Origin of the sequence: Nocardia sp. NBC_00416, assembly GCF_036032445.1 — a bacterium.
Taxonomy (GTDB): domain Bacteria; phylum Actinomycetota; class Actinomycetes; order Mycobacteriales; family Mycobacteriaceae; genus Nocardia.
Genome location: NZ_CP107932.1, coordinates 2,468,424 through 2,493,758, shown reverse-complemented (window position 1 = coordinate 2,493,758; position 25,335 = coordinate 2,468,424). Strand labels below are relative to the sequence as shown.

The following is a 25,335-nucleotide window of genomic DNA, read 5'->3' as shown; positions in this document are numbered from 1 at the left end:
GCCCCCTGAACGGGACCACTGAACGCGGAGTTACTTCGCGGTGCTCTTCCGTGGGCGGGCGCGGCGTGGCGCTCTGGTTCGAGGCGCCGGCTTTGTTGTGGTGGGGGTGTCGTCTGCCGATTCGGACGACGGATCATCGCGCCAGCTGATCTCGATCTCCAGCTCGACCTCATCGCCGTCGACTTCTATCTCGAGCTCCCAGCGAACCCGGTCGGCGACGGTGATCGAGAGCGAGTCGCCGTCGGAGCCGAGTTCGGTCTCCGAGCCGCCCGCGAGGGCGTGCCCGAGCGCGATGAGCCGCTCGGCCACTTCACCGCGGGAGAGTTCGGACTTTCTCTTCATCTCCAATTTGGGCACGAAGGCTCCTGACCTCGAGGGCAGTGTGCTCGCAACCGGTAGCCGTCAGCTCAGTGCCTTGGATTTCAGGATGTCGTATTCGGCCTGGCTGATGGTGCCCGCGTCGAGCAGAGATTTGGCGTCGGCGATCTGGTCGGCGGCGGACTTTCCGGCCACTTGCTGTATGTACTGGTCTGTCGCCTGTTTGGCGGCGTTGTTCGCCTCGGTCTGCCGTTCCGCCATACCGCGGCCTCGAACGATGAGGTAGACGAACGCCGTGATGTAGGGCAGGACGATCAAGAAGATGACCCACACGGCTTTGACTATTCCGGACATCTGGCGATCGCGGAACAGGTCGACGATCACATGGAACAGGATGATCAGATATGCGACGAAAGCGAAAATGAGCAGCGTGTACCAGAGGAAATCCCAGAAAGAATCCAACATGCTTGGCCATCCTTCGGATGCGGCAATCCATTATCTGGACTGCGTAAGTATCGAGCAGATCGAATGCGCATGTTCACGGCCGACTTCAGCTTTTAGAGTTTAGGTTTTTCCGCGCCGACCCGATATCACCCACGGCGGGTGAGTCCACATCGTTGTTCTCGGCTGGGCGACGACGCGGCGTGATACGGCCGGGACGGAAGCGGGCTTCCCGATCTCATCCCGCACGGGTGAGGACCGGCCGGCGCGGGCTGACAAGTCTTGCCCTGTGGTCGACCGACCGCGTGAACGCCGTAAGGGAGCACACCATGGGCAAGAGCGACGACACATTCGTCTACCTCGCGACCTACCCGAACGAGGCCGCGGCCCGTGACGACTACCGGGTCGTCAAGGACCTGCACGCCGGCGGCCTCGTCGGTTCCTACGACGCCGCCGTCGTCACGAAGGACGCCTCCGGCAAGGTCCACGAGAACAAGGACGAGACAGCCACCCGCCACGGCGCCTGGGGAGGTATCGCGGCCGGCGCGGTGCTCGGCCTGATCTTCCCGCCCGCGATTCTGGCCTCGGCGGCTGTCGGCGGGGTCGTCGGCAGCGTGAGCGGTCACCTCGCCAAGGGCATCTCCCGCTCGAAGGTGAAAGAGCTCGGTGAATTCATCGATCCGGGCCAGGCAGGCCTGGTCGTCGTCGGGGAACTCCGGGTCAAGGAAGCGATCGAGAAAGCGGTGACCAGGGCGGAGAAGGAGACCGCGGCGGAACTCGGCGTCGAACCCGCGGACATCGATCGGGCTCTGCAGGAGGCCGCGAAGCAGATGTAGGGCACCGATACGGTGTCCGCGAGGTTCGCGCCGAGGCCCCCGGGGAGGGGCCGGTAACGGCGTGCGCGGGCCGACGCGTCAGGTGCCGGCCGAAACGGTCGTCGCGGTGCGCGCAGCGCGGAGACCGAGGTTGTCGCGGAGCGTGGTACCGGTGTACTCGGTGCGCAGCGCACCGCGATCCTGTAGCAGCGGAACCACCTTGTCGACGAACTCGTCCAGACCCCACGGCACCAGATGGGAGCCGAGGATGAAACCGTCCGAGCCGTTGTCCTGGACGAAGGTGTCGATCTGCTCGGCGACCTGCGCCGGTGTGCCGACCAGCGGGCCGCGCTCGAACTGGTCGATCACCACTTCACGCAGCGTGAGCTTCTTCGCCTCGGCGACCTCGCGCAGGCGGCGCACCGTGGCGAAGCGATCCTGATGGACGAAAGCCCGCCCCTGGATGATCGGCGCGGCGTCGGGATCGGGATCGATATCGGGTACCGGGCCCTCCGGGTCGTAGCCGGACAGGTCGCGGTTCCAGATCTGCTCGAGCAGGATCAACGCGGTCTGCCCGGTCACCTGCTCGTTGCGTACGGCGTGGTATTTCTCCACCGCTTCGGCCTCGGTATCGCCGAGTACGAAACTCGCCGACGGCAGGATCTTGATATCGTCGGCAGCCCGTCCCGACGCCACCGCGCGGGCCTTGATATCGCGATAGAACTTCGCGGCTTCCCGCAGTTCGGCGTACGGGGAGAAGATCGCGTCGGCGTTGGCGGCGGCGAAATCACGGCCCTGCGGCGAGACTCCGGCCTGCAGGATCACCGGCCTGCCCTGCGGGCTGCGCGGCACCGTGAACCGCCCGGCGATATCGAACTGGCTGCCGTGGAAGGCGAACGCGCCGGCGTCGGGGCGGCCCAGGTAGCGGCCGGTCGCCTTGTCCGCGACCAGGTCCGCGGCCGACCACGAATCCCACAGGACGCGTACCGCGCTCAGTGTCTCTTCGGCGCGTACGTAGCGGTCGGCCGGATCGAGAAAGCCGCCGCGCCGGAAGTTCTGGCCGGTGAACGCGTCGAAGGAGGTCACCACATTCCAGGCGGCGCGGCCGCCGGAGAGGTGGTCCAGGCTCGCGAACTGGCGGGCCAGCTCGTAGGGCTCGTTGAAGGTCGTGTTGATGGTGCCCGCCAGACCCAGGTGCTCGGTGACCGCCGCGAGCGAAGCCAGCACCGTCAGGGTGTCGGGCCGTCCGATGATGTCCTGGTCGAAGATCTCACCCGCGCGTTCGCGCAGGGCGAGTCCCTCGGCAAGGAAGAAGAAGTCGAACTTGCCGCGCTCGGCGGTGCGCGCGGTGTGTTCGAAACTGCTGAAATCTATCTGACTGCCCGCCTCGGGATGCCACCACGCGGTGTGATGGTTGACGCCGCCGAGGTAGGCGCCCAGAATGACCTGTTTACGGGGAGTGCTCATGGGGGCCTCGCTCAGGCGGTCGCGTAGCGGTTGGGGACAGTGGTGGGCAGGTCGAGCAGTGCGCGCAGAGACCCGTCCGGATAGCCGGTGCGGAAGACACCGCGCTGTTGTAGCGCGGGAACCAGCCGGTCGGCGATGGCGGCGAGATCGTCGACCGCCACACCCGGTCGCAATCGGAAACCGTCGACTCCCTGCGCACTCCACTCGATGAGCAGCTCGGCGAGTTCGTCGGCGCTGCCCGCGAAGATCGGTGCGTCGGAACCGAATTCGGCTCCCGACGCCTCGTTCAGGCGGGCCAGGCGGTGCGGTCCGGTCTCTTGGTCGCTGTCGAGGAAGACGACGAGGTCGGCGTAGACCCGCAGGGCTTCACCCGCGCGGCCGACCTGGGCCGCGGCGGCGGCGACCTGCTCGAGTATCGGGGCCGGGCCGGCTTCCCGAGTGGGCGTGACGAAGACCAGATCAGCGCCGCGAGCGGCGAATTCGTAGATCAGCGGGGCGTGTGCGAGCGCCGTCACCACCGGCTGCCCCTGCGGTGGCCGCGGCGTGATCGACGGACCGCGCACGCCGAAATGGCGACCCTGGAAATCGATGTAGTGCAGTTTGTCGCGATCGATGAAACGCCGGGTGGCGACATCGCGGATCTCGGCGCCGTCTTCCCAGCTGTCCCACAGCCGCCGAACCACTTCCACCGCGTCGGCGGCCTCCGCGAACCGGTCGTGGACGAAGTCGGGGAAGGTGCCCGCGGCCGCGACCTCCGCGAGTTCCGCGGCCGTCAGTTCGCGCAGGGGCCGCCGTCCGAAGTGCGCGGCCTCGGCCGCGGTGCCCGATACCCTGGCCTGCCAGCCGGCCCGCCCGCGCGAGGTGTAATCGAGGGTCGCGATCGCCTTGGAGACGTGGAACGGCTCGGTATGGGTGGTGGTGATCGTCGGAATGAGGCCGAGGTGCCGGGTGACCGGCGCGATCCGCGCGGCGATCAGCTGGGCGTCGATCCTGGCCCGGACGCGGTCGAGCGCACCGTCGGTCGGTGCGCGGCGGTCACCGGGAACCGACAGGCTGTCGTCGATGGTCACGAAGTCGAGCAGGCCGCGCTGCGCTGTCGTGGCCAGGTCTGTCCAATAGGCGGGGGTGAAGAGTTCGGCCGGCCTGGAGTTCGGCTCCCGCCACGCCGCCGGATGCCAGCCCGCTCCGTCGAGCGCGGCGCCGAGATGTAATTTCGATCCCATCGTCTCCCGTTTTCCTGTGCGTACGCGAGTTTGTACGGCTCAACGCGGAACTCGGGCGCGGGCGGGCGTCGGTGCGGGGATCGGCGGGCGGGGCCGATATTCGACAGGCGCGCCGGAGCGTCGTCCCGCTCGCCGAAAATGGGTGGCCGGGCGCTGTTCACGACCTGTCCGTCGTTCCCGAGTCCGGTCGGGGAGAGTGGTGTCAACGATTGAGATCAGTTCGAGCCCGGTGAAATACGGCCGGTGTGCCGGGTACGGTCTCGGCGACAACCCGACCCGGCGCACCCGTGCCGGCACAGATGAGCGAGGTGGATCGTGGTGCTGTCGACTCCCTGGTCGCGAGAAACGGGGTTGCGCGTCCCGATCGTCAATGCCCCGATGGGCGGCGTGGCGGGCGGCCGTCTCGCGGCGGCCGTCACCGCGGCCGGTGGTCTCGGCATGATCGGGATGGGCAGCACGGGTACGGTCTCCCGGTTGACCGGCGAACTGGAATCGCTCGGCGATATCTCCGGTCCGTTCGGCATCGGATTGGTCGACTGGGTTCGGGCCCGGGAGCCCGGACTGCTCGACGCGGCTCTCGCCGCGCGACCGGCGCTGATCGCGATCGGTTTCACCGAGGATTTCTCCTGGGTGGACAGGGTGCACCGGCACGGCGTCGCGACGGCGACCCAGGTCTACGACGCGGAACACGCGTGGCGCGCCGCCGCCGGTGTGGATGTGATCGTCGCCAGGGGAGCCGAGGGCGGTGGCCACGGAGCTCCTACGCTGGCCACGCTGCCGCTGCTGGATGCCGTCCTGGACGCGGTCGACGTGCCGGTGCTGGCCGCGGGCGGAATCTCGTCCGGCCGGACCCTGGCCGCGGTGCTCGCGGCGGGCGCCGCGGGCGCCTGGCTGGGGACACGACTGTCGATATCCACCGAGGCGCTCACGCCGGACCGCACGCGCGAGGCGCTGCTGCGCGCGCACGGCACCGACACCCTGACCACGCGTGTCTTCGATATCGGTCAGAACCTGCCGTGGCCGCCGCGCTACCCCTCCCGGGTGCTGCGCAACGATTTCACCCGGCGCTGGGCCGGTCGCGAGAACGATGTGGCCGACGCGACCGCGGCCCGGGACGCGTTGGCCGCGGCGATGGCCGCCGACGACCCGGCCGTGGCCCCGGTCGACGCGGGCCAGGGCGTGGGAATGCTGACCGAGAGCCGTCCGGCGGGCCGGATCATCGACGAGCTGTGCTCGGTGGCCGAACGTGCGTTGCGTAGCTGGGCAGCGGGCTGAAACCTGCGGGACAGCGTGCGTATTCGATCGGCCGCCGGCCGGTGTCGAAACAATGATCGTGGGGCGGCGGCGGACCCGTGTGCCTAGTTTGAACTCACGTTGAACGTGAACGGCGACAACGATCTGCGGCGTCCCTAAATTTGTCCCCACCATCCCAAGCAACCAGGGTTGCGGAGCGAGGTCGTGCCGCAATCCCGGATCGATCCGCCCGGACTTCCGAAGCCGGAGGCATGATGCGCCAGGTCCGCTACGTCGAACAGCGCGATCCGCTGGCCGTACCACTGTTGGCCGAGCTGGCGGTCGAATACAGCAGTCGTTACGGCGGAACCGCCGCCGAGGTCCGCCGCGATCTCACGGCCTATCCCGCTGCGGAGTTCACGCCGCCGGACGGCGCGTTGCTGGTGGTGGTCGAGGACGGGGAACCGGTGGCGGGTGGGGCGTTCCGGCGCTACGACGCCGGAACCGCGGAACTGAAACGTATCTGGACCGCGCGTGATCATCGGCGTCGCGGACTCGGCCGGTTCGTGCTCGCCGAACTGGAAGCCGAGATCGCCCGCCGCGGCTACGTTCGCGTCTATCTCACCACCGGGCCGCGCCAGCCCGAGGCGGTCGCGCTGTACAACGCCGCCGGATACACGGCGCTGGAACGCAATATCCAGCACGAGATCGGCCCGTTGCACCGCTTCGAGAAACACCTGCCCGATAGCGGACCCGCGCGACCGAGAGGTGCCGGGGATACCGGGGTGCACGCGGGCAACTCCTGACGCCGATCTCACCACCCGGCAGCCGTACCCGATGACCGGGGGCGGTTCCGCCGGGTGGCCGGGCCGGGGCAGCGGGTCGTGCTATTTGCGCCCGACCGCCCAGTGCATACCCCATTGGTAGGCGCGGTCCAGATCTGCTTGGGTGCCGCTGACGTATTCGACCTCGCGCCGCACGGTGAGCCCGTCGCCGGTGTTGGTCAACAGCGCGACCGCACAGATCCGCGCACCGTCGACCGGGGAATCCAGCCGGACTTCGATCTGCGGCCCGGAGGTCGGGAACATCGTGACCACTCCGTCGACTGCCGCCCAGTTCGCCGCGCCGTCGTAGATCATCGCGAAGATCAGGATCCGCCGGAACACCGCGGGGTCACCGAGTTGGACGCGCAGATTCTCCCCGCTCGTCGCGGCCCCGGTGCGATCGTCGCTGTCCAGTGCGATGAACGGCGGTTCCAGCAGATCGCCGTAGCTGCGCCCCAATGCCTGGATGACGCCTGTGGAGCCGTCGGCGAGTTCGTAGAGGCACCCCAGGTCCAGGTCGATCGCGCGACGCGTGCCGAGGAGTTTCGCGAGGAATCCGGATCTGCCCCGTGCGGGGTCGGTCCAGTTCAGGTTCACCCGCATCACGCCCTGGCGTCCGCCGGATCTGGTGAGATCGACGCTGCGTTCGGTTTCGGTGAGGGTCACTGTGGGCGGACCGGTGCCGGAATTCCGGCGGCCGTCCGCTGATATATCCGGCGGCGCCGGTATTTCGGTGTGGTCGATCCCCATCGACTGTCTTCCCGATCGCCCGCTCGGTTCAGACGTTCACGCCGTAGTCACGAGCGATACCGGCCAGACCGGAGGCGTATCCCTGCCCGATGGCGCGGAACTTCCATTCCGCGCCGTTGCGGTAGAGCTCGCCGAACACCATCGCGGTCTCGGTCGAAGCATCCTCGGTCAGGTCGTAGCGCGTCAGTTCGGTACCCGTGTTGCGGTCCACGACCCGGATGAAGGCGTTGCGAACCTGACCGAACGACTGCTGGCGAGCGTCGGCGTCGTGAATGGACACGGGGAAGAAGATATTGGTGATCGTCGGCGGGGTGGCCGCCAGATCGACATTGATCACTTCATCGTCGCCCTCGCCCGCGCCGGTGAGGTTGTCGCCGGTGTGCTCGACACTTCCCTCGGGTGAGCGCAGGTTGTTGTAGAACACGAAATGCTGATCCGACAGCACCTTGTGGTCGGCGCCGGTGGCGATCGCGCTGGCGTCGAGGTCGAATTCCGCGCCGGTGGTGGACCGCACGTCCCATCCCAGGCCGACCGCTACCGCGGTCAGATTCGGAGCCTGCTTCGACAACGACACATTGCCGCCCTTGGCGAGACTGACGCTCATTTCACGAACTCCTGACTTCTCGTTTGTTCGACCGGCTACCGGGGACGTGCCGCCCGTTGTCCATGGCGAACAGTAGTGGGTTGCCGGACCTCGCGGACAGCTGCGTGGCCCCGGGGCTTCCTCGGCAGTTCTCCCAGGATGCCAGAGCCCGCGCCGCTTCGTCGCCTGGTGCGGGTGCGGTATGCGCCCGACGCGATCGGCTTTCTCAGAGACTCCTCAATACGGTCATACCGCCACCCGACGATCGTGCGGGATCGTTCTCGGTACCAGAGAATCCCTCGGCGAAAGGTCCGGCAAGTGCACGATCTACTTTTCGCGGTGCCCACCCTGATCGCCTTCGCGGGCCTCATGCTCGCCGAATGGGTCGCGAGCCGTCTCGATCCCGATACCCGTCCCGGTAAGCACGGCTACGACGGCAGGGAAGTGGCGACCAATATCGCGGTGTTCGCTCTCGGCCGGGTCACCACACCGATCATGACCACGATCAGCGTGGTCGGCCCGCTGGCGGCGGCCGCCGCCGTCGCCCCGTTCGCTCTCGATACCCGGTCGTGGTGGGTGTGGCCGCTGGCATTCGTGGTGGTGGACTTCTGCTATTACTGGGCGCACCGCGCCGATCACCGGGTGCGGCTGATGTGGACCGCGCATTCGGTGCACCACTCGTCGGAGTACTTCAACTTCACCACCGCCATCCGGCTGCCGTGGCTGAATCCGGCGATGCTGTTGCGCGGCGTGTTCTTCGTACCCGCCGTACTCCTGGGCATCCCGGTGTGGATGGTGTTGCTGATGCAGTCGTTGAATCTGGTGTTCCAGTTCCCCCTCCACACCGAGCGGGTGGGCACGCTGTGGGGGCCGATCGAATATCTCTTCAACACTCCGTCGCATCATCGCGTGCACCACGGGTCGAACAACCCGTATCTCGACAAGAACTATGCCGGTGTGTTCGTCGTCTGGGACCGCATGTTCGGCAGCTACGCCGAGGAACTCGAGCCGGTGCGGTACGGCCTGGTGCACAATATCGACTCCCACAACCCGATCAAGGTCAACTATGGGGAGTTCACGTCGATGCTGCGAGATGTGAAGAACGCGGCGACCTGGTCGGGCCGGTGCGGCTACCTTCTCTCCCCGCCCGGATACCGGGAGCGGCTCGCGCCCGATGCCGTGGCCCCCGGCGCAACCGTCACTGTTCGCGCCGAGCCGCCGACCGCGGTCGCAGCATCAGCCATGCGATAACGCCTGCCGCCAGGCAGACCCCGGTCAGGATCAGGACGAAGGCCGACCAGCCGAAATGTTCGTAGGGGAAGCCGAACAGCCAGCCGAGAATCGCCGAGCCCGCGTAGTAGAAGAGCGAGTACAGGGCAGAAGCCGTACCGCTGCGTTCCGGTCCCGCGATCTGCCCGACCCATCCGGACGCCACCGCGTGGGCGGCGAAGAAGGCGGTGGTGAAGAGCAGGAGCCCGACCGCGAGAGCACCCAGGTCCGGCAGCAGGGTTGTGCACGCTCCCACGACCATCATCGCGACGGCGACGGCCAGAGTTCGCCCGCGGCCGAACCGGACGGCGGCGGACCCGGCGGCCCGGGCGCTCACCGTACCGCCGAGGTACGCGAGATAGAACAGGCCCACGGCGGTGGTGGACAGCCCGTACGGATGATCGGTCAGGTGGAAGGCGAAGTAGTTGTACATCGCCACGAGGCTGCCCATGAGGACGAAGACCAGGGCATACAGCCCGACCGTCGAACGGTGGGTGAGGCACCGGACGAGGTCCGACCGATCGGTGGTGCTCGCGGTGGCGCCGGCCGCCGCGGGCCGGTCCACCCGTGGCGCCGGTCGGGGGCGCGATTTCCAGCCGGCGACGACGAACAGACCGGCGAAGAGCAGCGAGATCAGGGCCACCCCGAGCAGCGAACCCCGCCAGCCTCCGATATCGGCCAGCGCGGCGCCGACCACTCGGCCGGAGAGGCCGCCGAGGGTGGTGCCGGATACATAGATGCCGGCCACGACGGGGACGTCGCGGGGGTTCACTCGTTCCACGATGTAGGCGACCGCCAAGGCGGCCATGCCCGCGGCGCCCACCCCCTGCAGGACCCGGATCGTGAGCAGTGCGCCGAAACCGGGTGCCGCGGCGCCGAGGAATCCCATGGCGGTCGTGATCACCAGTGACGAGCAGATTATCGGGAATGTACCGAAACGCTTGGCCAGTGCCGCCCAGACCAGGACGGACGCCGCGAGCCCGAAGGTCGCGGCCGAAACTGTCAGCGAAGCCTGTGACATGGACAGGTCCCAGCCGCGTTCGGCCCGGATGAGCGGCAGGACGCTCTGTGGCGCGTACAGCTGGGCGAACGTCACGACACCGGCGGCGAACAGCGCCAACAGCAACAGCCGATAGCCCGCCTCGCCGCGACCGAGCGTATTCCGGACGGTCGCGTCTCGCTCGAATGTCCCGGTGGGAGCGCTCACGGCCGCCAACATAGAACGACGGACAACCAGTGCACAATTGCATGGACAGCAGGATGGATATGCTGTTTCGCATGGAAGGTGAGGACCGTGCGAAAGATATCGACGAGATCCTCGAACACGGGGTGCATTCGCTGCTGCCCGAACTCGCGGTCTTCGTCGGGCTCGCGGACTGGTCGACATTGACGGATGCGGCCGACGAGGTGGGAATCGGGCAGCCGACCGCCAGCCGTATGCTCGCCCGGCTCCAGCGCGAGCTGGGCTTGGAACTGGTTCGACGTGTCGGCCGGAATATCGTGCTGACGCCGATCGGTGCGATATTCCTTCCGTTCGCCAGGCGTTGCCTGGAGGAGCTGCAGCACGGAATTCTGGAAGCGCACGAAGAACACGCGCGATCACGCGGGACGGTCACCCTTTCATTTCTGCACACCCTCGGCGCCCGATTCGTTCCCGAACTCATCGAAGAGTTCCGCACTGAATTCCCCGGTGTGGATTTCGTGCTCATGCAGGACAACCGGGAGAACTGCCTGCGCTCGCTGAGCCGGCGGGAGGTCGATCTGGCCTTCGTGTCGCCCGCCCCGACCGAAGCGATGTACATATCCAAAATCATTCAGCGACAAGAACTTCTGCTGACCGTTCCCACGGATCACTGGGCCGCGACGAGGTCGTCGATAGATCTGTCGGAGGTGCGGCGAGAGGATTTCGTCGTGTTCACCGCCGGCGTGGGCCTTCGCTCCCTGGCGGACGCACTGTGCAGGCAGGCCGGTTTCACTCCGCGAGCCCGGTTCCACGTCCAGGACACTATGACGGCCCGGGGCATCGTGGCCGCCGGGCTCGGTGTCGCCGTACTTCCGCATTCCGATCAGCCGGTCGCGGTGGGTCGGGGTTGCCGGGAGATCGCGATATCGGGTGCTCGCGCGGAGCGGCAGTTGGCCGTCACCTGGCTCACGGAGTCGCGAATCACGAAGGCGTCGGATGCTTTCCGCAGATTCGCGCTCGGCAAATTCGGGGTCGTGATCGATCGCGACGACACGGTGACCGAGAAGGAGTGGGAGAACCCGCTGTAGGTTTCGCGCCCGGTGAGTATCGAGGGGCTGTCGCGGTGGTGCGCGTCAGCGGTAGAGGCCGAGTAGTGCGCGCGCCGCCGAATCGACGATCTCGTCCGGGGATACCGCCAAGGTGTCGTCCAGCCATGCCGTGACGAGTTCGGCCAAACCGCCGACGAAGAGCAGGCCGGCGGTCTCGTCGGCGATCTCGCTGCGGTCGGGCGAGCCCAGGAACTCGCGCGCCTCGAGCGCCGATTGATGTGCCAGGTAGCGGAGGAGTTCCGTGCGGCGCTGCCGCAGTTTCGGCACGGCGACCGATTCCACGATGGCGACCCGGCCTTTCCGGGGGTCGTCGAGCAACAGCTGGACGAATGCGCGCAGTGACGCGCGGATACGCGCCTCCGGGTCCGGGCCTGCCCGGTCGGCGGCGCGGCGGCCGGTCTCCTCGATCTCGGCCGCGATCCCGTCCATTACCGCCTCGAGTACCGCGTCCAGACCGGCGAAGCTCTCGTAGAAATAACGCTCACTGAGGCCCGCCTCGGCGCAGACGGCGGTCATCGTCGTCCGGGTGTGCGGGTCCGCCCAGACCGTGAGGGCGGCCTCGAGCAGGCGGGACCGGCGCTCGGCGGCGCGTTCGGCGGCGCTGACGCCCCGATACACCCCTGATTGCACGGCCATGTCCCCGAGCATGCCACAGGGCTGCGCGACGCAAGGTTGACAGGAGACACTTCCTGAATCAGGCTGAACGTGATCAGCGACACATGAACACGAGGTGAGCCATGCCGGCCAAAGCCGTGGGACCACGCGAGGAAGCGACCGAGGAGGTCGCCGGCCCGCGCCCGATCCCGGTCCAGCACCGCGACGATCGCGGCTTGCCCGTGATCGGGCAAGTCCTGGAGTACGCGAAGGACCCGGTCGGTCTCTGTCAGGGCCGCTGGGACCGCTACGGCCCGGTCGCTCCGTTCCGCGCGCTCGGCAAGACCACGGTGATGCTGCTCGGCGCCGACGCCTGCGGCGAGGCGCTGCAGAACAAGGACAAGGCCTTCGCCAACGAACCGGCCTGGTCGCAGCTCGTCGGGCCGTTCTTCGATCGCGGCCTCATGCTCATCGACTTCGAGGAGCATCTCGGGCACCGGCGGATCATGCAGGAAGCGTTCACCCAGTCGCGGCTCGAGACATACACCCGCCGTCTCCATCCCGCCATCGAACAGGGCGTGGCGAACTGGGAGGAGGGCAGGGAGTTCCCGTCGTACTGGAAGCTCAAGCAACTCACCCTCGATATCGCCGCGGACCTGTTCATGGGCGGGGCGCAGGACACCGGTCAGGCCGAAATGGACCGGATCAACAAGGCGTTCATCGCCTGCGTCCAGGCTGCCGCCGGCATCGTCCGGATCAACGCGCCGTTCACCCGGTGGGGCCGGGCCTATCGCGGCCGCAAGGTGCTCGAGGACTTCCTGCGCCACTATCTGCCCGCCAAGCGCGCCGAGCAGACCGACGATATTTTCTCGGTGCTGTGCCATGTCGAGAACGAGGACGGCGAGCGGTTCTCCGACGACGACGTGGTGAACCACATGATCTTCCTGATGATGGCGGCCCACGACACCTCGACCATCACCACCTCGGCGATCCTGCAGTACCTCGGGCAGCACCCGCAGTGGCAGCAGCGCTGCCGCGACGAGGCGCGCGCGCTCGGTCCCGCGCCGTCGAAGGCCGAGCTGGAAGGGCTGGTCTCGATCGACCTGGTCATGCGCGAGGCGCTGCGGCTGCGTGCCCCGGTCCCCGTGCTGGTCCGGTACGCGGTCAAGGACACCGTGGTCCAAGGGGTCCGGATCCCCGCCGGCACCGACGTCGTGCTGGGCATCCAGTTCACCCATTTGATGAAGGACTACTGGACCGACCCGACGGCCTTCGATCCCGACCGCTTCGGCCCCGAGCGCCGGGAGGACAAATCGCACCGGTTCGCCTGGGAACCGTTCGGCGGCGGCGTGCACAAATGCATCGGACTGTATTTCGGCGGTCTGGAGGTCAAGGCGATCATGCACCGGCTGTTGCGCGAGTACCACTGGACCGTCGACCCCGACTACGTGCCGCCGATGGACCACCACTCCCTCCCGTTCCCCAAGGACGGCCTGCCGATCACGCTGATCAGGAACTGAGCAACGCCGCTCATCCGGATACCCACCCCGCCGCTCCGCGGCCGGACGGCGTTCAGGCGATCGAGTCCATCCACTCCCGTACGACAGCGTGGTAGTCGGCCGTATTGCGGGCCAGGTTCACCGAATGTCCGCTGCCGGGCAGGACATAGGCCCGCAACCGTGCGGCGGGCGAGAAGTGCGGCGCCTCGGCGGCCTGCAGGGTCGCCGTATCAGCGCAGACCTCGGAGCACAGCACATCGGCGCTCCCGTTGACCACGAGCGCGGGTGCGGTGATATCGCCGGACATCGGCGGCAGCGTGGAGGTCAGCCCGTCCGGGTACTCGGTCGCGGCGAAGACATCCTTGGTCGCTTCGTCCACGGCGACGACCTGCGGATCGGCCTTTCCCGGCGCGTGGAACGACCGGCCGCGCGTACCGGGGAGGGTGGTGAGGTATCCGCTGTCGTACCCGTGCCCGGCGAACGCGGTATCGCTGTCGGCCGGCCGATACGTGCCGATGACGCCGAGCGCGCCGGGAACGTTCAGGCCGTGTGAATACCCGGTGAGCAGGACGCCGTCGACATCGTGATGGGCGGTCGCCTCCAGCACCGCCACACCGGAACTGAGTGAATGCCCGCCGGTGACGATCTTGTCGAAGGGCTGCGCACCGGCCAGGCCCCCGCGCAGGGCGCCGATGATCTCGTGCAGCGCCTGCGCGTCCCGAGTAGCGGTGACATCGGTACTGACCGGACGGGAACTCGCGCCGGTCCCGAGTCGGTCGATCACCAGAGTGGCGAATCCCGCCGCGTTCATCGCGCGGCGGAAATTGTAGGTCTCGGGTGCGTACGGGAAGTCCCAGTAGGTGCTGTTGTAGTTCGACCCCGGCATCAAGACCATGACCGCGCCGGCCCGGCTATCGGTCGGCGTGCAGAGCGTCGTCGCCAGGGTGCCTCCGGCGCTCGTGGAGAAAGGAATCGACGCGCAGCGCCCGGGCTCCGGGTCGTCGGCGCCCGCGACTCCCGGTGCCAGTCCTGCCATGACGGCCACGACGGTGACCAGCGCGCGCACGGCGAGGGGTGAACGCCGGATTCCCCATGGGCGGCCGAGCGGAAAACTCACTGCTGTCATGTGCTCGGGACCCTAATAGGGGATATGTTGGCGTGCAACGTATGCCGTATCTCCAAGATCGTAATAAGGTGCGGCGCTATATATGTGGACCAGCACTTTCGCAGGCCGCCCGGGCCGCCCCCGGGCTAGGATGCGACAGTGAGTAGTCGGGCCGTCCATTTCGTCGGGAGTTTTCCGGCCGAGAGCACCGATGCGGCCATGCGGGCCATGCTGGATGCCGCGGGCCCGCGGCTGCGCACCGTGCCGACCGGGGAGACACGTCGGTACGAGTTCTATATCAGGCCGATCATCGAGGATCTGGTGTCCCAGGGCGCCCTGGAAGTGAAGCGGCCCAGCGACTGGCGCACGAGCCGGGACCGCGCCCGCCATCGCGTGCCGAAGGGCCGCACGTTGACCGCCGAGTCCCTCGATCTCGGATACCGGAGGGAAACCGACGAGGCGCTGCCGGTCTTCGCGGAACTGCGCCGGACCTATCAGCTGTCCGAGCCCGCCCTGCAGATCGGAATGCCCACCGATTTCACCCTCGCCTTCATCGCGCTGGGCGTATCCGGACTGCTGCGGCATCGCCGCGCCTTCGCCGACGCCACCGTTCGTGAGATCACGGCCGTGCGTGAACTGGCCGGATCCGACGTCGTCATCCAGCTCGAGGCCACCGCTGAACTCGTGTTGACGGCGACGGCGCAACCGGTGCACCGATCGGTCGACCGGGCCATCGGGTTGGCGCGGGGGATCACCGATCTGGCCGCCGCCGCGCCGGCGGGCACCCGGTTCGGTGTGCACCTGTGTCTCGGAAGTCTGCACAACAAGGCCCGTGCCACCCTCCGCGACACCCGGCCGGTGGTGGATCTGGCCAACGCGATCGCCCGGCAGTGGCCCGCGGGCCGGCCCTTGGAGTTCGTGCACGCACCCCTCGCGGCGGGTGACACTCCGCCACCGGCGCGGCCGGAATTCTATGCGCCCCTGGCCGGTTTGGCGCTGGACCAGTCCACTGCCTTCTACGCGGGTCTGGTGCACGATGTGCCCACGGAACAGGAACAACTGGACGTGCTGTCGCTCGTCGAAGACGTGCTCGGCCGTCCGGTCGACGGCGTCGCCAGCGCCTGTGGTCTGGGGCGACGCCCCCGCCCGGTCGCCGACGCACTGCTCATTCGCGCGCAACAGGTCGCGGCGGCGGGGGAATCGAATACATGAGTCCTGACGGTGTATCCGCCACCATCAGCGGCAGACAATCGGAGGTTCCGGGGTGGAGATGAATCGCACGCCGCAGGGGGTGGACCCGCACGAGCCGCGCTCGGCTCGGGTGTTCGACTACCTGCTGGGCGGGAAGGACAATTACGAGGTCGACCGGGTGTTCGCCCACCGCATCCTGGCGGTGGCGCCGGAAACCAGATCCTTGGCCTGGTTCAGCCGCAAATTCCTGCTGCACGCGGTCCGCGTGGCCGCCGCCGCGGGGGTGCGGCAGTTCGTCGACCTCGGCTCGGGTATTCCGACCTCACCGAATGTGCACGAGATAGCGCACGAGACGGACCCGTCGGCGCGGGTCGCCTACGTCGACCACGACCCCGTGGTGTTCGTGCATTCCAACGCGATCATGACGAAGCATCCCGGAGTGACGGCGCTGCAGGCCGATGTCCGCCACCCCGACGAACTGCTCGGCCGCCTCGAATCCGAATCGGGCATCGATTTCGCGGAGCCGGTGGCGATCACGATCGTCGGCGTTCTGCACTATGTGATGGACGACGAATATCCAGGCGAACTCGTCCGCCGGTATCGCGACGCCATGGCGCCCGGCAGCTACCTGGCGCTCTCCCATGCCGCCGCCACCAGCGATCCCGAGATCATCACGCGCACCTCGCAGGACGCCATGAACACCTCGGCGCAGGTCCGGTATCGATCACTCGAGCGGGTGACGTCGTTCCTGGACGGCTTCGAGAACCTGGAACCCGGCGTGGTGCCGCTGCAACGGTGGCTCGGCGACGACCTGCCCGACACCAAGCTGGTGCTCTACGGGGCGGTCGGCCGTAAGCCCTGAACTCAGCAGGTCACATCCCCGGCGGCGGTCGAGTCGAACGATACGTGCACGTGGTCGTAGTGATTGGCGGTCGGGCTGCCGCGATCTTCCATGTACGACCAGCCGCTGCCGTCGTTGTACCGCTGCTGCCAGATCACATAGGTCACGCCGAAACGTTCCTTGTTGGCCAGTACGAAGTCGGCGATGGCGTCGCCGCGCGCGGAATCGTCGGTCATGAAATCGAGGGCCAGCCCGGCGCCGTGATCGTCGTTGCCCCGGCCGATCGCGCCGCCGATCTCGGCGATCCCGAATGTCTTGTCGATCAGGTTGCCCACCTGCGCGACGTGCGGCCGCGCGCCGGCGAGTTCCGTCGAACACCGGACCGGGGGAGGCGGTGGCGGTGCGTGTCGTTTCGCGTAGTTCGCCGGCCGTTGCGGCCGATCGACCGCGGCGACCGGTATCGGCGGCCGCGGCGCCGACGGTTCGGTCGCCGAGGCCTTGTCCATGCCGGCGGCGGTCATCGGCTCGACCACCGCGGCCTGCTCAGCTGTCGGGCCGGGACGGGCCGTCGCTCCCAGAATGACCACAGCGGTCGCCGCTATCCCACATCCGGCCAGGGGTGCGAGCTTCCGGGCTCGGGCCGGTTTTCGATGTTGACCAGGCATGATGGAGACCACTCGTAACGCTCGACGAAAAGATCACCGTTAGATTACGAAACGGCCTCGGGAAAGTCACGCCATCGCGCTGGCGTACATGGGTCAGATCCATCGCAGACGAGACGCGTCGTGGGCAACGTTGCTGGTACCGCGGCTATATGTGCGGCCGGGGCCCGCGGAACGGGTGCGTGTCGCGAGGACGGGAGCCGTACCCCGTGCGTCCGCGCCCACTCATCGGGTCGCCGCCGCCCGCGCCGCCGTCGCGGGCCCGCCGCAAGAATTCCGGCCCGCGGTGCCGTTTCAGGGGAGACAATCGTCGGGCCGTCGGAAGGTCCGCACAATCGTCGCTCAGGCGCAGGCAAGATCTGTAGGAGAACCATGTTTGTCCCGTTCAGCGTCTCCGATTTCCTCGACCGCGCCGAAACTGTGTACGGCGACCGGATCGGTGTGGTCGACGAACCCGGCCAACCGGCGCCGAGTCAGGGCACACTGACCTACTCCCAGGTCGCCGACCTCGCCCGCAGGCAGGCAGCCCGGCTCGACGAACTCGGTATCGAGGCCGGCGAACGCGTCGCGATCGTCAGCCACAACGCGAGCCGTTTGCTGACCTCGTTCTTCGGTGTGAGCGGATGGGGCCGGGTGCTGGTTCCGATCAATTTCCGCCTGCGTCCCGACGAGGTGCGCTACATCGTCGAGGATTCCGGCGCCCGCGTCCTGTACGTGGATCCCGAACTCGCGGACTCGCTCGGTGAGATCGACTGCGAGCACACGTTCGTCCTGGGCTCCGACGCCGATCTCTACGCCGCCCCGGGGTCGGTGCCGCGACCGTGGGAACCGGACGAATCCGCCACCGCCACCATCAACTACACCTCCGGCACCACCGCCCGCCCGAAGGGCGTCCAGATCACCCATCGCAGTATCTGGGTCAACGCGGTCACCTTCGGACTGCACGCCACGATCAGCGATCGTGACGTCTACCTGCACACCCTGCCCATGTTCCACGCGAACGGCTGGGGTCAGCCGTTCGCGATGACCGGCGTCGGCGCCCGGCACATCGTCCTGCGCAAGATCGACGGCGCCGAGATCCTGCGCCGGGTCCGCGATCACGGTGTCACGGTGATGTGCGCGGCGCCCGCGGTCGCCGCGGCGGTCCTGGAAGCCGCGCAGACTTGGGACGGGGAGATCCCCGGGCGCGACCGGGTGCGGATCATCATGGCCGGCGCGCCGCCGCCGACGCGGACCGTCGCCCGCGTCGAACAGGAGCTGGGCTGGGAATTCATCCAGATCTACGGTCTCACCGAAACCTCTCCACTGCTGACCATAAACCGCACCCGAGCGGAATGGGACGATCTCGATCCCGAGACCAGGGCAGCGAAACTGACCCGGGCCGGCGCCCCGGCCCTGGGCGTCCGATTGCGGGTCGAGGAGTCCGCGGAAAGCGCGGGGGAGGTGCTGGCCCGGTCCAACGTCGTCATGGAGGGTTACTGGGGCCGACCCGAGGAAAGTGCGGAATCGCTGGCCGGCGGCTGGTTCCGCACCGGCGACGGCGGCGCCGTCGGCGACGACGGCTACCTCACCATCGCCGACCGCAAGAAGGACGTGATCATCACCGGCGGCGAGAACGTCTCCTCCATCGAAGTCGAGGACTGCCTGTTCTCCCATCCCGCCGTGGCCGAGGTGGCGGTGATCGCGGTGCCGAGTGAGAAGTGGGGCGAGACGATCAAGGCGCTGGTCGTGCTGAACCCGGACACCGAACCGGGCGACGCGACCGAATCAGAGCTGATCGCCTGGTGCAAACAGCGGCTAGCGGGCTACAAGGCGCCGACCTCGGTCGAGTTCCGGAACGAACTGGCCCGGACGGCGACCGGCAAGCTGCAGAAGTTCACACTGCGCGAACAGTACTGGAGCGGTCGCGGACGCCAGGTCAACTGATATCCGCCGGATCGCAGTCCTCGGAGCTCAGCGCGGAATGAGCTTGCGTAGACAGATGATCGAGCAGGCGAGGCCGGGCTCGATGACGGTCGGTGCGTCGGTCGTAGGGAATCCACACGAGTTCGAAGGCGTGCCGCGAAATGACTGCACGCTCGACCGGCCGACGGCGCCGAGCCCGCCGTCATTCGGTGTGCGCGTGTCGACAGAAGAATAATTTGATCACCTCCGCTGTCCCGGTCGGAATGGTCGCGCGGAAGAATTGCGCTCGGGTCTTTCTTGGATCACACTGTGAACGTGGTTCTACCAGCGGATACGAAAGTATGTATCGTAGATATGATCGTTTTACCAGTCGACGAAGTCGAGGGGTGGGTTGCGGAATGGCGCCGGATGTATCGGCCCAACGCATTGCGGCGCGGAATGCAGCTCAAGGAAATAACGCAATCGTTTCGGAGTGCTGATGCCGTGGCGTTGAACATGACGTGGGAGATATCCGGCATCTACGAGTTCTACGCGATGCGCGCAGCGGCGGCAGCTGATACCGAGGTGGCGCGATTCTGGACCATGACCGACGCCAAAGCCCTCCACCGGAAACGCGTCGTGGCCCAGCAGATCGAGAAGGGCTGAGGAATGCGCCGATGGATCATTCGCACTCCGGCCACCGATGTTGCGGTACCGATTGCGGAAGTATGCGAGCAACTACTCTGTAAACCTGAAGTCGGAGGCTGCTCCGCCGGGCCCGACCTGCCCGGGAGTACCGAGAGTATCGGTATCACATGGGATTTGACGACAGATATCGCGCCCGGTGAGGTATCGAATACGTGGTTCGGCGGCGCCGAGGTCACGGCCTTACGCGAGATTGCGGCCGGTGTTACGCCGTTGCGGGGCCGGCGAATCAAACGAACGCTGCTGCTCAGCGTCGACCACGACGCGTCACAACCACAGATCGAGCGGTTCGAATCCGAATTGATTGCCATGACCGAGCACATCAGCGCCATACGCTCATGGGCACTGAGCAGGGCCGATACATCGCGGTCGAACAGTGGATGGACTCATATCTGGGAACAGGAGTTCGACGACACCGTGGGACTCGAGGTCGACTATCTTCTCCATCCGTATCACTGGACCCGAGTAGACCGTTGGTTCGATCCCGAGATACCGGATTCGATCGTCGAACCGGGCTTCGCGCATCTCTACCGTTGGGCGGAAGGTCCGGTCCTCGGCGCGCATGACGGATCGTCGTAGCGGCCATCCGCATCGAGCCCTGGCTCACGCTCGGCGCGATGCCTCGGCATGTGCCTCTTACTTTTAGGCGCTCACCTGCGCTGGTCGGCCCCTCGCATTGCCGTGCACGGCAATGCGAGGGGTATCCGGCCGGATCGGACGGGCGGGAGGCGGCGCTGTGGTGTCGTTCCGGGTTTTCTTCGGGTACGACCGTCACGCCATAGGCTGGGTTCGGATTCCCCCTGGATGGGGCGGAAGTGGTGAAATCGGCTCGTGCCTCTCGCACGACCGCGGCCCGAACCGCGAACGGCTGGGGTCCTACGGCGCGAACGAGTCCGCCGGACCGACACCCACCCGGTCGGCCGTGGTCAGCGGGATCGGCGCGAACATCGCGGGTTCGTCTTCCGGAAGGAGCGCCGTGGGCCCGTAAACCCAATCAGTGAACGAGTAGTCGTCGACCTCGCGCTCCCGCAGGAGCACATTGCGCTGCTCGCGCCGGACACCGTCGAGGTGCCACAGCTCGCCCCACGCCCGCGCCGTCAGCACCACCCGGCGGCAGTGTTGCGGGCGGACCCTCTCGTAGGCCGCGAGCGCACCCGCCCAGTCGACGACCCCGTCGTCGCCGCGCCGTCGTTTCGCGTGCTCCGCGAGCACCCAGCCGTCCTCGATCGCCATGATCGCGCCCTGGGCCATGTACTGCAGCGGCGGGTGGGCCGCGTCGCCGAGCAGGGCGATCCGGCCGTCGACCCACGTGTCGATCGGGTCGCGGTCGTACATCCGCCACCACTTGTCCCGCCACATATGCGGCAGTCGCTGCTGGACGAAGTCGCAGGTCGCGGTGAACGCGGTGTCGAGTTCGTCCGGTGTGCCCCAGTCATCGAGTCCGGCAATGGCTTTCGGTGACTCGAACACGGCGACCTGGTTGAGGAGGTCTCCGCCGCGCAGTCCGTAATGGACGAAATGGCACCGCGGCCCGACATAGACGACCACCTCGGAGAGGTCGACCGGACCGTTCACCTCCGTCATCGGCACCGTGCCCCGGTAGGCGACGTAGGCCGACGAGACCGGCTCGTCGTCGACGAAGAGTCTCCGCGCCACGGAGTGCAGCCCGTCGGCCGCGATCACGACGCCCGCCTGGTGAACTCGCCCGGTATCCGTCGTCGCGGTCGCCGTTCCGGCATCCTGCGCATACGACACGATCCGCTGCTCGGTCAGCAGCTCGACGCCGGCGTCGCGGCACGCGGACAGGAACAGGGAATGCATATCGCTGCGGTGGATGACCAGGTACGGGAAGCCGTATTCGCGTTCGAGGTCGCGCAGGTCGAGCGAGGTCAGCTCGCTCCCGTCGACCGCGTCGCGCATCACCATCCGGTCGGGCACGACACCGCGCGCCTTCGCTTCCGTCAGCAGACCGTAGTCGTCGAGTATGCGCGTGCAGTTCGGCGCGAGCTGGATCCCCGCCCCCACCTCACCGAATTCCTTGGACCGCTCCAGAACCCGGACCCGCAGTCCGAGTCGCGACAATGCGAAAGCGGTACTCAGCCCGCCGATTCCGCCGCCGACGATGACGACGTCAGGGGTGCTCACGGTGCAGCTCCTCTACAGCCAGGCGCCGAGGTCGGGGACATCGGCGAGCGAATGGGGACGACCGGCGAGGTAGGCGGCGACCTCCGGCAACGGCCCGCCGGGAACCTCGTCGATCCCGCGCTTACCCCGGATATCGGTGATGAGCGCGGCGAGGAATTCGTCGGGAAGATCCGCGAAGGTGGTGCCCGTGCCGAGGTCGACGGCATGGACACACACCTCGCGCGCCCGCAGCCACGGGATCTCCGTGGCCGGGACGTTCCGGCCCTGTGCGGTGACGACTTCGGTGCGCCACTGTTCGCCGGTCAGGGCGTCCACAGCGACGCCCAGCTTGTGCACCGACACGTTCAGCCACGCCACCAGTTCGGTGACAGAGAGCCGCGCGCCGGATTCGATATCGGCACCGCGCTGGTCCGCCGAGGAGTACATCGGCGTGCGCTCACCCGTCCGCGCCCAGTGCACGAGGTTGCCGAGCGCGTCCGCGTTGGCGGCGACGTGCGCCACCAGATGTTTGCGGGTCCAGCCCGGCAGCATGCTCGGTCGCGCTATCGACTCCTCGTCGAGCAGCGCCACCTGCGTGACCAGCAGCCCCGTCCCGTGCTCGACCCACTTCAGCGAGTCCGCGTGCGTCCGCACGGTCACGACGCTTTCACGACCTGGTTGGTGCACGCCCCCAGTCCCGAGATCCGGGTCACCAGGGTCTCGCCACCGACGAGGTAGATCTTCGGGTTCCGGGCGTGACCGACCCCGGCGGGCGTTCCGGTCGCGATCATGTCACCCGGGTTCAGCCGGATGACCGTCGAGATGTACCGCACGAGGTGCACCGGGTCGAACAGCAGCGTCCCGGTGTTGTCGTGCTGCATCACCTTCCCGTCGACCACCGTCTCGACCTCGAGCGCCGGCCGGACCCCACCGACCTCGTCGGGAGTCACGACATACGGGCCGACCGGCGTGCAGGAATCCCAGATCTTGCCCTGCGTCCACTCGATTGTCCGGTTCTGCCAGTCCCGCACCGACACATCGTTCATCACCGTGAAGCCCGCGATGGCATCCGCCGCCTCGTCCTCGCTCGCCCGGCGGACCTGCTTGCCGATGACCACCACCAGCTCGACCTCCCAGTCGAGCGCCTCGGTTTCGCCGGGCTTCACGATCGGGTCGTTCGGTCCGATGAGGCTGTCCGCGAACTTCGGGAAAAGCGTCGGATAGCTGGGGAGTTCGCGCCCCATCTCCTTGATGTGGTTCGTGTAGTTGTGGCCGACGCAGATGACCTTCGACGGGTTCGGCACGACAGGAGCGAGGTCGGCGTCCGCGGCGGGCCAGGTCGCGCCGGCGGCGTTCGCGGCGATGGCGGCCCAGTCGTCCCGGGCGAACAGCGCGCCGAGGTCGGCGTAGCCGAGATCGACCAGGGTGTCACCGTCGAGACGGACCGCGCGGGTGCCGCCGTCGACGCGCAGGGTGGCGAGTTTCATCGGATGGTCTCCTGACGGTTGAGCTGCAGAGCCTCGAACACCGGGGCGTCCGAGAAACGGAAGAGGTCGAGCGCGCCGGAATCGGAGTCGGTCGCACCGGCTTCCGATCTGGCGGAGAAGGGCTCCCACGACGGGACGACGAACAGATCGCCGCGGGTGACCGACCAGGACTTGTCACCCACGGTCACCGTGCCGGAACCGTCGAACACCTGATAGACCGACGACCCCGTCTCCCGGGCCGGCGTCGTCTCCGCGCCGCGGGCGATCCGGTGGAACTCCGCGCGGATCGTCGGCAGCACATCGGTGCCGTTGTGCGGGTTCGAGAACCGCACCGCCGCGTGCCCGGGTTCGACCGTGCCGCCGTACCCCTCCTGCTCCAGCAGCAGTTGATCCTGCAGCGCGGCATCGGTGTGCTCCCACTTGTAGGCCAGCAGCGGCGACCCCGGCGCGACCTCGCCCACCGACAGCGGTCGCAGACCCGGATGTCCCCACAGTCGCTCGGACCGCGACCGCTCCGGCGTGATCCGCTCGGCCGCGCCGATCTCCGCCCGGCCGAACTGGAAGAACTGCGATTCCATGACGTACTGGAACGGGATGTCCAGCCCGTCGATCCAGGCCATCGGCTCCGAGGTCGCGTTGTGGTGCGCGTGCCAGTTCCAGCCGGCCTGCGGCAGGAAATCGCCGCGGCGCATCGGGACGGCGTCGCCGTCCGCGACGTCGCCGGTGCCGCCGACCACGGTCCACACGCCCGAGCCCTCGACCACGAAACGGAAGGCGTGCTGGGTGTGGCGGTGCTCGGGGGCGTCCTCACCGGGCATCAGGTACTGGATCGCCGCCCACAGGGTCGGGGTCGCGAACGGGCGGCCGCCCAGGGCGGGGTTGGCGAGGGCGATGGCACGGCGTTCGCCGCCGCGGCCGACCGGGACGATATCGCCGGCCTTCGCGGCCAGGCGGAGCAGGTTCTCCCAGCGCCAGACATGCGGGATCGCGCGGGAGCGGGGGTGCGCCGGCATGAGGTCGCCGATCTCGGTCCACAGGGGGACGAGCAGCTCCTGTTCGAAGCCCCGGTAGAGCTCTTCGAGGGCAGGGGTCACGTCCGGTTGGCCGGGCGCGGCGACTGCCTGCAGGCGGACGGGAGTGTCGGTCGTGCTCATATCACCTACAGTGGCCCTCGGTGCAGCAGCAGAACACGAAATTCTGCAGAGCAGAACGGATGGATATGGGCCCGGAACCGAAGACTCCGCCGGCGTATGTGGTGACCAGCGCCGACCATGCGCTGCGGGCGGCGGTCATGCTGCAGCTCGAAGGTGGGCTTTCGGTCAGCCAGGTCGCCGAGCGGCTCGGGGTGGCGCGTTCGACGGCCCATCGGTTGTTGCAGACACTCGTCTACCGCGATTTCGCGGTGCAGGATGAGCAGCGAATCTACTATCCGGGGCCGGTTCTCGAACTCGCCACTCATTCGCAGTCGCGCACCTCGCGACTGCGCTCCGCCGCCCTGCCACATCTACAGCGTCTGGTAGACCTGATGGGCGAGTCGGCGAACCTGACGATTCGGACGGGGGATACGACGCGGTTCATCGCCAGCGTCGAATGCCGGCAGGCGCTGCGGGTGGGGTCGCGGGAGGGGATGGTGTTCCCGGCCCATCGCACGACCGCCGGTCTCGTGCTGCTCGCCGATCTCGACTCGGCCGAGGTGGCGGAACTCTACGACGAGGCACGGTATACCGAGCGCCCCGACGAACGGCCGGACCTGCCGAGTTTGCGCGCCCAGCTCACCCGCGTCCGCCGGGCGGGGTTCGCGCTCAACAACGGGCTGTCCGAGCGCGGGGTGGTGGCGATCGGTGTCCCGGTGCGGGATTCGGACGGTACCGCGCTGGCGGGTCTGTCGATCTCGATGCCGTCGATTCGCTACGACCGGAACCAGTTGCCGACTGTCGTCGCCGCCCTCCACCGCGCCGCCGGCGCGATCGAAGCAGGCTGATGTCCAGGTAGCAGGGCATGCCGGCCGATCGGATGCCCTACAGCGAG

Annotated in this window: 26 protein-coding genes; 12 read left to right on the top strand and 14 right to left on the bottom strand. The window is 67.6% G+C overall.

The window, feature by feature from the left end; translation table 11 throughout:
* Positions 1–30: 30 nt before the first annotated feature.
* Together OG804_RS10210 and OG804_RS10205 are read right to left on the bottom strand one after the other, a co-directional pair.
* Positions 31–357, bottom strand: coding sequence for an amphi-Trp domain-containing protein (locus tag OG804_RS10210; RefSeq protein WP_328396266.1), 327 nt, complete (start codon positions 355–357; stop codon positions 31–33).
* A 45-nt stretch (positions 358–402) separates the two neighbouring features.
* Positions 403–783: an SHOCT domain-containing protein gene (locus OG804_RS10205; protein WP_328396264.1), complete on the bottom strand. Its 381-nt coding sequence runs from the start codon at positions 781–783 to the stop codon at positions 403–405.
* 305 nt (positions 784–1,088) lie between these two features.
* Here OG804_RS10205 and OG804_RS10200 point away from each other — a divergent pair, with 305 nt between their 5' ends.
* Positions 1,089–1,595 carry a DUF1269 domain-containing protein gene (locus OG804_RS10200; protein WP_328396262.1) on the top strand — a complete coding sequence of 169 codons (507 nt, stop codon included), beginning with the start codon at positions 1,089–1,091 and terminating at the stop codon, positions 1,593–1,595.
* A 78-nt stretch (positions 1,596–1,673) separates the two neighbouring features.
* Here OG804_RS10200 and OG804_RS10195 read toward each other — a convergent pair whose 3' ends face one another.
* Both OG804_RS10195 and OG804_RS10190 read right to left on the bottom strand, forming a co-directional pair.
* On the bottom strand, positions 1,674–3,041 hold the full coding sequence (locus tag OG804_RS10195; protein ID WP_328396259.1) for an NtaA/DmoA family FMN-dependent monooxygenase: 1,368 nt from the start codon (positions 3,039–3,041) through the stop codon (positions 1,674–1,676).
* An 11-nt stretch (positions 3,042–3,052) separates the two neighbouring features.
* Complete coding sequence (locus OG804_RS10190) at positions 3,053–4,264, bottom strand: LLM class flavin-dependent oxidoreductase (protein ID WP_328396257.1); 1,212 nt, start codon at positions 4,262–4,264, stop codon at positions 3,053–3,055.
* Between the two features lie 318 nt (positions 4,265–4,582).
* On the opposite strand from OG804_RS10190, the gene OG804_RS10185 reads away from it, so the two are divergent.
* Both OG804_RS10185 and OG804_RS10180 read left to right on the top strand, forming a co-directional pair.
* The gene (locus OG804_RS10185) at positions 4,583–5,539 is read left to right on the top strand and encodes an NAD(P)H-dependent flavin oxidoreductase (protein ID WP_328396255.1); all 957 of its coding nucleotides are present in this window, start codon (positions 4,583–4,585) and stop codon (positions 5,537–5,539) included.
* 230 nt (positions 5,540–5,769) lie between these two features.
* Positions 5,770–6,303, top strand: coding sequence for a GNAT family N-acetyltransferase (locus tag OG804_RS10180; protein ID WP_328396253.1), 534 nt, complete (start codon positions 5,770–5,772; stop codon positions 6,301–6,303).
* Between the two features lie 81 nt (positions 6,304–6,384).
* On the opposite strand, the gene OG804_RS10175 is transcribed toward OG804_RS10180, so the two are convergent.
* Both OG804_RS10175 and OG804_RS10170 read right to left on the bottom strand, forming a co-directional pair.
* Positions 6,385–7,071 (bottom strand): TerD family protein, encoded by a 687-nt coding sequence (locus OG804_RS10175; protein WP_328396251.1) that lies wholly within the window; start codon positions 7,069–7,071, stop codon positions 6,385–6,387.
* A 28-nt stretch (positions 7,072–7,099) separates the two neighbouring features.
* Positions 7,100–7,675, bottom strand: a complete 576-nt coding sequence (locus tag OG804_RS10170; RefSeq protein ID WP_328396249.1) for a TerD family protein — start codon at positions 7,673–7,675, stop codon at positions 7,100–7,102.
* Positions 7,676–7,972: 297 nt separating this feature from the next.
* On the opposite strand from OG804_RS10170, the gene OG804_RS10165 reads away from it, so the two are divergent.
* Positions 7,973–8,905, top strand: a complete 933-nt coding sequence (locus OG804_RS10165; protein ID WP_328396247.1) for a sterol desaturase family protein — start codon at positions 7,973–7,975, stop codon at positions 8,903–8,905.
* On the opposite strand, the gene OG804_RS10160 is transcribed toward OG804_RS10165, so the two are convergent.
* Entirely contained in the window at positions 8,853–10,130 is a 1,278-nt protein-coding gene (locus tag OG804_RS10160) for an MFS transporter (RefSeq protein ID WP_328396245.1), read from the bottom strand. The two genes, OG804_RS10165 and OG804_RS10160, sit on opposite strands and share 53 nt — an antisense overlap.
* Before the next feature lie 71 nt (positions 10,131–10,201).
* Here OG804_RS10160 and OG804_RS10155 point away from each other — a divergent pair, with 71 nt between their 5' ends.
* Positions 10,202–11,194: a LysR substrate-binding domain-containing protein gene (locus OG804_RS10155; RefSeq protein ID WP_328396243.1), complete on the top strand. Its 993-nt coding sequence runs from the start codon at positions 10,202–10,204 to the stop codon at positions 11,192–11,194.
* Between the two features lie 45 nt (positions 11,195–11,239).
* Here OG804_RS10155 and OG804_RS10150 read toward each other — a convergent pair whose 3' ends face one another.
* Positions 11,240–11,851 carry a TetR/AcrR family transcriptional regulator gene (locus tag OG804_RS10150; protein WP_328396241.1) on the bottom strand — a complete coding sequence of 204 codons (612 nt, stop codon included), beginning with the start codon at positions 11,849–11,851 and terminating at the stop codon, positions 11,240–11,242.
* A 101-nt stretch (positions 11,852–11,952) separates the two neighbouring features.
* Between OG804_RS10150 and OG804_RS10145 the strand changes: the two genes are divergently transcribed.
* Entirely contained in the window at positions 11,953–13,329 is a 1,377-nt protein-coding gene (locus OG804_RS10145; protein WP_328396239.1) for a cytochrome P450, read from the top strand.
* 52 nt (positions 13,330–13,381) lie between these two features.
* Here OG804_RS10145 and OG804_RS10140 read toward each other — a convergent pair whose 3' ends face one another.
* Positions 13,382–14,434, bottom strand: a complete 1,053-nt coding sequence (locus tag OG804_RS10140; protein WP_328396237.1) for an alpha/beta hydrolase — start codon at positions 14,432–14,434, stop codon at positions 13,382–13,384.
* A 138-nt stretch (positions 14,435–14,572) separates the two neighbouring features.
* On the opposite strand from OG804_RS10140, the gene OG804_RS10135 reads away from it, so the two are divergent.
* Together OG804_RS10135 and OG804_RS10130 are read left to right on the top strand one after the other, a co-directional pair.
* Entirely contained in the window at positions 14,573–15,625 is a 1,053-nt protein-coding gene (locus tag OG804_RS10135) for a hypothetical protein (protein WP_328396235.1), read from the top strand.
* A 58-nt stretch (positions 15,626–15,683) separates the two neighbouring features.
* Positions 15,684–16,466, top strand: coding sequence for an SAM-dependent methyltransferase (locus OG804_RS10130; RefSeq protein WP_328396233.1), 783 nt, complete (start codon positions 15,684–15,686; stop codon positions 16,464–16,466).
* Positions 16,467–16,468: 2 nt separating this feature from the next.
* Here the strand turns inward: OG804_RS10130 and OG804_RS10125 are convergent, their stop codons facing one another.
* A complete protein-coding gene (locus OG804_RS10125) occupies positions 16,469–17,026 on the bottom strand; it encodes a hypothetical protein (RefSeq protein WP_442941868.1) in 558 nt (185 codons plus the stop codon).
* A gap of 453 nt (positions 17,027–17,479) precedes the next feature.
* On the opposite strand from OG804_RS10125, the gene OG804_RS10120 reads away from it, so the two are divergent.
* The 3 genes from OG804_RS10120 (at position 17,480) to OG804_RS10110 (ending at position 20,275) form a co-directional block, all read left to right on the top strand.
* On the top strand, positions 17,480–19,033 hold the full coding sequence (locus OG804_RS10120) for an AMP-binding protein (protein ID WP_328396229.1): 1,554 nt from the start codon (positions 17,480–17,482) through the stop codon (positions 19,031–19,033).
* A 333-nt stretch (positions 19,034–19,366) separates the two neighbouring features.
* Entirely contained in the window at positions 19,367–19,657 is a 291-nt protein-coding gene (locus tag OG804_RS10115; protein ID WP_328396227.1) for a hypothetical protein, read from the top strand.
* Positions 19,658–19,813: 156 nt separating this feature from the next.
* Entirely contained in the window at positions 19,814–20,275 is a 462-nt protein-coding gene (locus tag OG804_RS10110) for a Dabb family protein (protein ID WP_328396225.1), read from the top strand.
* Between the two features lie 297 nt (positions 20,276–20,572).
* Here the strand turns inward: OG804_RS10110 and OG804_RS10105 are convergent, their stop codons facing one another.
* The 4 genes from OG804_RS10105 to OG804_RS10090 are packed head-to-tail and all read right to left on the bottom strand — an operon-like array spanning position 20,573 to position 24,461.
* Entirely contained in the window at positions 20,573–21,841 is a 1,269-nt protein-coding gene (locus OG804_RS10105) for an FAD-dependent oxidoreductase (RefSeq protein WP_328396223.1), read from the bottom strand.
* A gap of 12 nt (positions 21,842–21,853) precedes the next feature.
* Entirely contained in the window at positions 21,854–22,480 is a 627-nt protein-coding gene (locus tag OG804_RS10100) for a maleylpyruvate isomerase family mycothiol-dependent enzyme (RefSeq protein WP_328396221.1), read from the bottom strand.
* A complete protein-coding gene (locus OG804_RS10095) occupies positions 22,477–23,307 on the bottom strand; it encodes a fumarylacetoacetate hydrolase family protein (RefSeq protein ID WP_328396219.1) in 831 nt (276 codons plus the stop codon). The genes OG804_RS10100 and OG804_RS10095 overlap by 4 nt, the downstream gene beginning before the upstream one ends.
* The gene (locus OG804_RS10090) at positions 23,304–24,461 is read right to left on the bottom strand and encodes a cupin domain-containing protein (protein WP_328396217.1); all 1,158 of its coding nucleotides are present in this window, start codon (positions 24,459–24,461) and stop codon (positions 23,304–23,306) included. Before OG804_RS10090 ends, OG804_RS10095 begins: the two co-directional genes overlap by 4 nt.
* Before the next feature lie 20 nt (positions 24,462–24,481).
* Here OG804_RS10090 and OG804_RS10085 point away from each other — a divergent pair, with 20 nt between their 5' ends.
* Positions 24,482–25,288 (top strand): IclR family transcriptional regulator, encoded by an 807-nt coding sequence (locus OG804_RS10085; protein WP_328396215.1) that lies wholly within the window; start codon positions 24,482–24,484, stop codon positions 25,286–25,288.
* Positions 25,289–25,335 lie beyond the last annotated feature (47 nt).

Coding starts and splice junctions, on each gene's coding strand:
- OG804_RS10115 (WP_328396227.1), top strand. CDS start 19,367: ATGATCGTTTTACCAGTCGACGAAGTCGAGGGGTGGGTTGCGGAATGG.
- OG804_RS10155 (WP_328396243.1), top strand. CDS start 10,202: ATGGAAGGTGAGGACCGTGCGAAAGATATCGACGAGATCCTCGAACAC.
- OG804_RS10190 (WP_328396257.1), bottom strand. CDS start 4,264: ATGGGATCGAAATTACATCTCGGCGCCGCGCTCGACGGAGCGGGCTGG.
- OG804_RS10205 (WP_328396264.1), bottom strand. CDS start 783: ATGTTGGATTCTTTCTGGGATTTCCTCTGGTACACGCTGCTCATTTTC.
- OG804_RS10140 (WP_328396237.1), bottom strand. CDS start 14,434: ATGACAGCAGTGAGTTTTCCGCTCGGCCGCCCATGGGGAATCCGGCGT.
- OG804_RS10180 (WP_328396253.1), top strand. CDS start 5,770: ATGATGCGCCAGGTCCGCTACGTCGAACAGCGCGATCCGCTGGCCGTA.
- OG804_RS10120 (WP_328396229.1), top strand. CDS start 17,480: ATGTTTGTCCCGTTCAGCGTCTCCGATTTCCTCGACCGCGCCGAAACT.
- OG804_RS10195 (WP_328396259.1), bottom strand. CDS start 3,041: ATGAGCACTCCCCGTAAACAGGTCATTCTGGGCGCCTACCTCGGCGGC.
- OG804_RS10130 (WP_328396233.1), top strand. CDS start 15,684: ATGAATCGCACGCCGCAGGGGGTGGACCCGCACGAGCCGCGCTCGGCT.
- OG804_RS10150 (WP_328396241.1), bottom strand. CDS start 11,851: ATGGCCGTGCAATCAGGGGTGTATCGGGGCGTCAGCGCCGCCGAACGC.
- OG804_RS10145 (WP_328396239.1), top strand. CDS start 11,953: ATGCCGGCCAAAGCCGTGGGACCACGCGAGGAAGCGACCGAGGAGGTC.
- OG804_RS10170 (WP_328396249.1), bottom strand. CDS start 7,675: ATGAGCGTCAGTCTCGCCAAGGGCGGCAATGTGTCGTTGTCGAAGCAG.
- OG804_RS10200 (WP_328396262.1), top strand. CDS start 1,089: ATGGGCAAGAGCGACGACACATTCGTCTACCTCGCGACCTACCCGAAC.
- OG804_RS10090 (WP_328396217.1), bottom strand. CDS start 24,461: ATGAGCACGACCGACACTCCCGTCCGCCTGCAGGCAGTCGCCGCGCCC.
- OG804_RS10175 (WP_328396251.1), bottom strand. CDS start 7,071: ATGGGGATCGACCACACCGAAATACCGGCGCCGCCGGATATATCAGCG.
- OG804_RS10095 (WP_328396219.1), bottom strand. CDS start 23,307: ATGAAACTCGCCACCCTGCGCGTCGACGGCGGCACCCGCGCGGTCCGT.